The sequence below is a fragment of the Streptomyces sp. NPDC054956 genome (genome assembly GCF_053609185.1).
This window is the reverse complement of the sequence record NZ_JBSGXB010000376.1, coordinates 1-6,384: the sequence shown is the minus strand read 5'-3', so window position 1 is coordinate 6,384 and position 6,384 is coordinate 1. Positions and strand designations below refer to the sequence as shown.

The window sequence follows — 6,384 nt, the reverse complement described above, 5'->3', positions numbered from 1 at the left end:
TCGGGCGGAGCCCGGGCCCTGACAGGTCAGGGCGGAGCCCTGGGAACGGTGGAAGGGTGGGTAGGGGATCAAGCCCCGGGCCCGGCGCCGTCAGGGGGTCGGGGTGTAGAGCGACGGGTCGCTGCGGAGGCCGCGGGTGGTGACGACCACCGTCAGGGGGCGGGGGGCCGGCTCCGGGAAGGGGGCCGACAGGGCCCCCGTCGGGGTGACCGTGGTCGGGAGCGGCACCGCGTCGACCTCGATCCGCGGAGTCTCTCCGAAGCCCCCGCCCTCGACCAGGACCTGACCGTCCGCCACGGAGACCCGCGTGATCACGGGATTCGCCCGAACGGCCATCTTGTTCAGGAGGTACGCCCCCGCCGGCGCCCCCGTCAGCGCCCACATCTCGGCCGGCAGCTTCGGCAGCCCGTCACCGACGTCCGTCACGAAGAACGCCACGACGTACAGCATCGTGACCGCGCTCAGCGCGACGTACTGCAGGTCGACGAGGTCGGTGCGGCCGCCGTCGTTGGCGATCAGGTCGTGCAGCGGGCGCCGCGCGGTGTCCTTCGGCGCGGGCTTGGCCATGCTGCCGCTCTCCACCCGCATCCCGACGACCGTCTTCGCCGCGATCAGGGCGGCGTACGGGCCGCCGAGGAGCGGGAGGTAGACGGTCGTCAGGTTGGAGAGCGGGCCGTCGGCGCCGCGGAACCACTCGGTGCCGCCGCCGGCGGTGAGCCCGTAGGCGAGGGTCGTGACCAGCAGCCAGACCAGGATCACCGTCCAGGCCAGGGCCAGGGTGGTCGAGGTGGAGAGGCGTCCGTCGCGGCCGGTGACGAAGCCGGGGTGGCGTACGAGTCTCAGGCCGATGGGACCCGCGAGGGCGGCGAGTAAGGCGAGTGCGCAGAGTGCTGAGAGCATGTGGTCCCCCCGGGGAGTGTGTCTCCGCAGAGAGTTACCCCTTCGGCCCGGGCATGACAAGTCGCCCCCGGGCCCGCGGGTCCCGAATCCGCCGCCGCCCTCACTCCTCCCGCTGCTCCGGCAGCACCGGGAACCGCCGTGGCGCGACCAGCAGCAGGATCAGGGCCGCGGCCACCGCCGCCAGCGTCGCGCCGGCGAAGATGTGGTCGCCCGCGGCGGCCACCGCGCGGCGCAGGAACTCGGCGGCGTCCGGGGACAGGAGCTGGGGCTGGTCGAGGGCCTTGGCCACGTCGTCGAGGTGGGCCGGCAGCCCCGGGACCGGGGCGTCCGCCAGCCGGCCGGCGATGGTGGCGTTGGCGACGGCCCCGAGGAGCGCGGCTCCGACGCTCTGGCCCACGTTGCGGCAGAACAGCACCGAGGCGGTCGTGGTTCCGCGCTCCGCCCAGCCCACGGTGGACTGGACCCCGACGATCAGCGGGAGCTGGTAGAGGCCGAGGGCCCCGCCCAGCAGCAGCATGATCAGTACGGGCTGCCAGACCGGGGCGGGGTAGGGGAGCAGGGTGAAGGCGCCGAGGATCAGGGCGGCGAGCGCGACCCCGGTGGCGGCGGTGTTGCGGAAGCCGATGCGCCGGTAGACGTGCTGGGCGAAGGCGGCGCTGATGGGCCAGGTCAGGGTCATGGCGGAGGTGACCAGGCCGGCGCCGGTGGGGCCGAGTCCGAGCACGGTCTGGGCGTACATCGGCATGAACACGATCGGGGCGACCATCAACAGGCCGAGCGCGGCCATGGAGAGGTTGACGGCGGCGATGGTGCGCCGGCGCCACACCCAGCCGGGCAGGATCGGCTGCGCGGCGCGGCGTTCGATCCGGACGACGAGGGCGCCCAGTGCCGCGCTGGCGCCGAACAGCCCCAGCGAGGGCGCGGACAGCCAGGGCCACGCGACTCCGCCCTGGACGAGGGCGAAGAGCAGCAGTCCGCCGCAGGCGAAGACGCCGAGCGCTCCCGCCCAGTCGACGGGGCCGCTGCGGCCGGGGGGCCGGGTGGGCTCGACCAGGTGGCGGTTGATGATCCACAGGGCGCCGGCGGCCAGCGGGAGGTTGAGGAGGAAGACCCAGCGCCAGTCGGCGTACGAGGCGATGAGCCCGCCGAGCGCCGGGCCGGCCAGTGCCGAGGTGGCCCACACCACCGACATCCGGGCCTGGATGCGCGGCCGTTCCTTCAGCGGGTAGAGGTCGGCGGCCAGGGTCTGGACGGTGCCTTGCAGGGCGCCGCCCCCCAAACCCTGGAGGATCCGGAAGGCGATGAGGGCGGCCATGCTCCAGGCGGCCGCGCACAGCAGCGAGCCGACCAGGAAGAGGCTGATGCCGAAGAGCAGGACGGGCTTGCGGCCGTAGGTGTCGGAGAACTTGCCGTAGACGGGCAGGGTGACGGTGCTCGCCAGGATGTAGCCGGAGAAGATCCAGGAGAAGACGGCGAAGCCGCCGAGGTCGCCGACGATCTGCGGGACCGCGGTGGAGACGATGGCGCCGTCGAGGGCGACGAGGCCCATGGCCAGCATCAGCGCGGCGACGACGGCGGTACGGGGCCGCGCGGGCGGCGGCGCGGCGGCTGCCGGGGGCGTGGCGCCGGGGGTGCCCGCGGGGGCCGGCGGGGGTGTGCCGCCCGGTATACCCGTGGCGCCGCCTCCGGTGCTCGTACCAGGGCTCTCCCCTGCGTCCATGAACTGCCTTTCCCCGCTCGTACCTGCGCGGACAGCCTCTCATTCGCCGCGTGCGGGGACGGCATCCCCTGAGGACGCCTCGTCCGCAGGGGCGAGATCCCCTAGGGGTTGCTCCTCACAAGGATCCAGGGGCGCTTCGTCCCGGCGGAGGAGGAACTCGGGCGGCGGCGGTCCTTAACTGGTTACTACAGGGCGGGAAGCCAGGGGGGTAGGGCTAGCACCCGTATGGATACGGCGCTTGGCACCAGCGCGCCGCGGCCCCCCGCCCAACAGACTTCGAGTGAACAGACGGACCGCATGAATCGAGCGAGGGGAAACACCGTGACAACGGCTATGACCGAAACCAGGCACGGGGGTACTGGAGGCCATGGTGCCGTCGCGGCGCGAGCGCGGCAGGTCGTCAAGGCCTACGGCTCCGGGGAGACGCGCGTCGTCGCCCTCGACTCGGTGGACGTGGACATCCACGCGGGCCAGTTCACCGCGATCATGGGCCCCTCGGGCTCCGGCAAGTCCACGCTGATGCACTGCCTGGCCGGCCTGGACACCGTGAGCAGCGGCCAGATCTTCCTGGACGAGACGGAGATCACCGGTCTCAAGGACAAGAAGCTGACGCAGCTGCGCCGGGACCGGATCGGCTTCATCTTCCAGGCCTTCAACCTGCTGCCGACGCTCAACGCCCTGGAGAACATCACGCTCCCCATGGACATCGCGGGCCGCAAGGCCGATGCGGAGTGGCTGAACCGGGTCGTGGAGACGGTGGGTCTGGCGGGCCGTCTCAAGCACCGTCCGACCGAGCTCTCCGGTGGTCAGCAGCAGCGCGTGGCGGTGGCCCGTGCGCTGGCCGCCCGTCCCGCGATCATCTTCGGTGACGAGCCGACCGGAAACCTCGACTCCCGGGCCGGCGCCGAGGTGCTGGGCTTCCTGCGCCGCTCGGTGGACGAGCTGGGGCAGACGATCGTCATGGTCACGCACGACCCGGTCGCCGCGTCCTACGCGGACCGCGTCATCTTCCTGGCCGACGGCCGGATCGTGGACGAGATGTACGGGCCCACCGCCGACCAGGTCCTGGACCGGATGAAGGATTTCGACGCGCGCGGGCGGACGTCATGACCGTCATGAAGACCGCGCGGCGCAACTTCTTCGCGCACAAGGGGCGGATGGCGCTCTCCGCCGTCGCCGTCATGCTGTCCGTGGCCTTCGTCTGCGGCACCCTGGTGTTCACCGACACCATGAACACGACCTTCGACAAGCTGTTCGCGGTCACCAACGCCGATGTCACGGTCAGCCCGAAGAAGGCCGAGAGCAGCGGGGAGACCCCCGACACGGGCAAGCCCGACGCGCTGCCCGCGTCCACGCTGGAGCGGGTCAAGCAGGCGCAGGGCGTGAACTCCGTCGAGGGCGGCGTCGCCTCGATGGCCGTCACGGTCGTCAACTCCAAGAACGAGAACCTCGGCTCGACCACCGGCGCTCCGACCTTCGCCGGCAACTGGACCGAGAACGAGCTCAAGTCGATGAAGATCATCGAGGGGCAGGCCCCGCGCGGCCCCACCGAGGTGATGATCGACGGGGACACCGCGAAGAAGCACCACCTCGCACTGGGTGACGACATCCGCACCATCGCCGTCACCGGCGACATCCGCTCCAAGATCAGCGGCATCGCCGCGTTCACCGTGACCAACCCGGGCGCGACCGTCGTCTACTTCGACACCGCCACCGCCCAGCAGAAGCTGCTCGGCGCCCCGGACGTCTTCACGCACGTCAACGTCACCGCCAAGGACGGGGTGAGCGACGCGCAGCTCAAGGCGAACATCGCGAGCGCGGTCGGCGCGGACACGTACAAGCTGCAGACGGCGAAGGAAGCCGCGGACGCCAACCGCAAGGACATGTCCTTCCTGGACATCATGAAGTGGGTGATGCTCGGCTTCGCCGCGATCGCCTTCCTCGTCGGCATCTTCCTGATCTTCAACACCTTCTCGATGCTGGTCGCCCAGCGCACCCGCGAGATCGGCCTGATGCGGGCCATCGGCGCCAACAGCGGCCAGGTGCTCAAGTCGGTCGTGGTCGAGGCCTTCCTGCTCGGTGTCGTCGGTTCCGTCCTCGGCGTCGGCGCGGGCATCGGCCTGGCCGTCGGCCTGATGAAGCTCATGGGTCAGATGGGCATGAGCCTGTCCACCGACGATCTGACGATCGCCTGGACCACCCCGGTCATCGGCGTCCTCCTCGGTGTCGTCGTCACCGTCGTCTCCGCCTACATACCGGCCCGCCGGGCCGGCAAGGTCTCCCCGATGGCCGCCCTGCGCGAGGTCGGCACCCCGGGCGACAGGAAGGCGGGCCGGATCCGCGCCGCCATCGGTCTGGTCCTCACGGGCATCGGCGCCGCGGCCCTGTACCTCGCCGCCGCCGCCGACAAGGCCGGCCCCGGTTCCCTGTGGCTGGCCGGGGGCGTCCTGTTCACCCTCATCGGCTTCATCGTGATCGGCCCGCTCCTCGCGGGTGTGGTGGTCAGGGCGCTGTCCGCCCCGGTCCTGCGGCCCTTCGGCTCCATCGGCCGGCTCGCCGAGCGCAACGCGCTGCGCAACCCGCGCCGCACCGGCGCCACCGCCGCCGCGCTGATGATCGGCCTCGCGCTGGTCGCCTGCCTGTCGGTGGTCGGCTCCTCGATGGTGGCCTCCGCCACCGACGAGCTCGACAAGTCGGTCGGCGCGGACTTCATCGTCGAGTCGCAGACCGGGCAGCCGGTCGTGCCGCAGGCCGAGGAGGCGCTGCGCAAGACGCAGGGCATGGCCCACGTCACCGCGTACCGGGAGCTGGACGCCAAGATCACCGCCCCCGACGGCACCACCGAGACGGTCGGCCTCGGCGCCCAGGACCCGACGTACGCCAAGGACATCCGCCGCAAGATGACCGCCGGCGAGCACGCGGCGGCCTACGGTCCGGGCGCCATGTCGGTCGGCTCGGAGTACGCGGCCAAGCACCAGGTGAAGCTCGGTGACGAGCTGACGGTCGCCTTCATCGGCGGCAACACCGTCAAGCTCAAGGTCGCGGCGATCACCAGCGACGACGGCAACCTCGACAAGGGCATGAAGTACGTCAGCACCGCCGTCGCCGAGGCGAACGTCCCGGCCGACAAGCTGCCCAGGCCCTTCATGCTGCTGGGCACCGCGAAGGACGGCCAGGAGAAGGCCTCGTACGCGGCGCTCAAGTCGGCGCTGGCCGAGTACCCGCAGTACCAGGTGCTCAACCAGACGGACTACAAGCAGGCCCTGAAGGACCAGGTGGGCCAGCTGCTGAACGTGGTCTACGCCCTCCTCGCCCTCGCGATCATCGTCGCGATCCTGGGTGTGGTGAACACGCTGGCCCTCTCCGTGGTCGAGCGGACCCGCGAGATCGGCCTGATGCGCGCCATCGGCCTCTCCCGCCGCCAGCTGCGCCGCATGATCCGCCTGGAGTCGGTGGTCATCGCCCTGTTCGGCGCCCTGCTGGGCCTGGGCCTGGGCATGGGCTGGGGCGCCACCGCCCACCAGCTCCTCGCACTGCAGGGCATGAAGATCCTCGAGATCCCGTGGCCGACGATCCTCGGAGTCTTCGCCGGCTCCGCCCTGGTCGGCCTGCTGGCCGCGCTCTTCCCGGCCTTCCGGGCGGGCCGGATGAACGTACTGAACGCGATCGCCAGCGAGTAGCCGTCACCTGGTGCCGTGAGCGGCGAACGCCGCCGGTCACGGCACCAGGGCGTACGGGGGTGTGCCCCGGCCCCGGTCCACCCC

General features: G+C 71.5%; 4 protein-coding genes. 2 read left to right on the top strand and 2 right to left on the bottom strand.

Annotated features, from left to right (window positions below):
* Positions 1 to 90: 90 nt before the first annotated feature.
* Positions 91 to 900: a hypothetical protein gene (locus tag ACWGDE_RS34465; protein WP_453392999.1), complete on the bottom strand. Its 810-nt coding sequence runs from the start codon at positions 898 to 900 to the stop codon at positions 91 to 93.
* A 100-nt stretch (positions 901 to 1,000) separates the two neighbouring features.
* Complete coding sequence (locus ACWGDE_RS34460; RefSeq protein ID WP_453392998.1) at positions 1,001 to 2,620, bottom strand: MFS transporter; 1,620 nt, start codon at positions 2,618 to 2,620, stop codon at positions 1,001 to 1,003.
* Positions 2,621 to 2,953: 333 nt separating this feature from the next.
* Between ACWGDE_RS34460 and ACWGDE_RS34455 the strand changes: the two genes are divergently transcribed.
* Together ACWGDE_RS34455 and ACWGDE_RS34450 are read left to right on the top strand one after the other, a co-directional pair.
* Positions 2,954 to 3,730, top strand: coding sequence for an ABC transporter ATP-binding protein (locus ACWGDE_RS34455; protein WP_453392997.1), 777 nt, complete (start codon positions 2,954 to 2,956; stop codon positions 3,728 to 3,730).
* Positions 3,727 to 6,300, top strand: coding sequence for an ABC transporter permease (locus ACWGDE_RS34450; RefSeq protein WP_453392996.1), 2,574 nt, complete (start codon positions 3,727 to 3,729; stop codon positions 6,298 to 6,300). Before ACWGDE_RS34455 ends, ACWGDE_RS34450 begins: the two co-directional genes overlap by 4 nt.
* Positions 6,301 to 6,384: the final 84 nt, after the last annotated feature.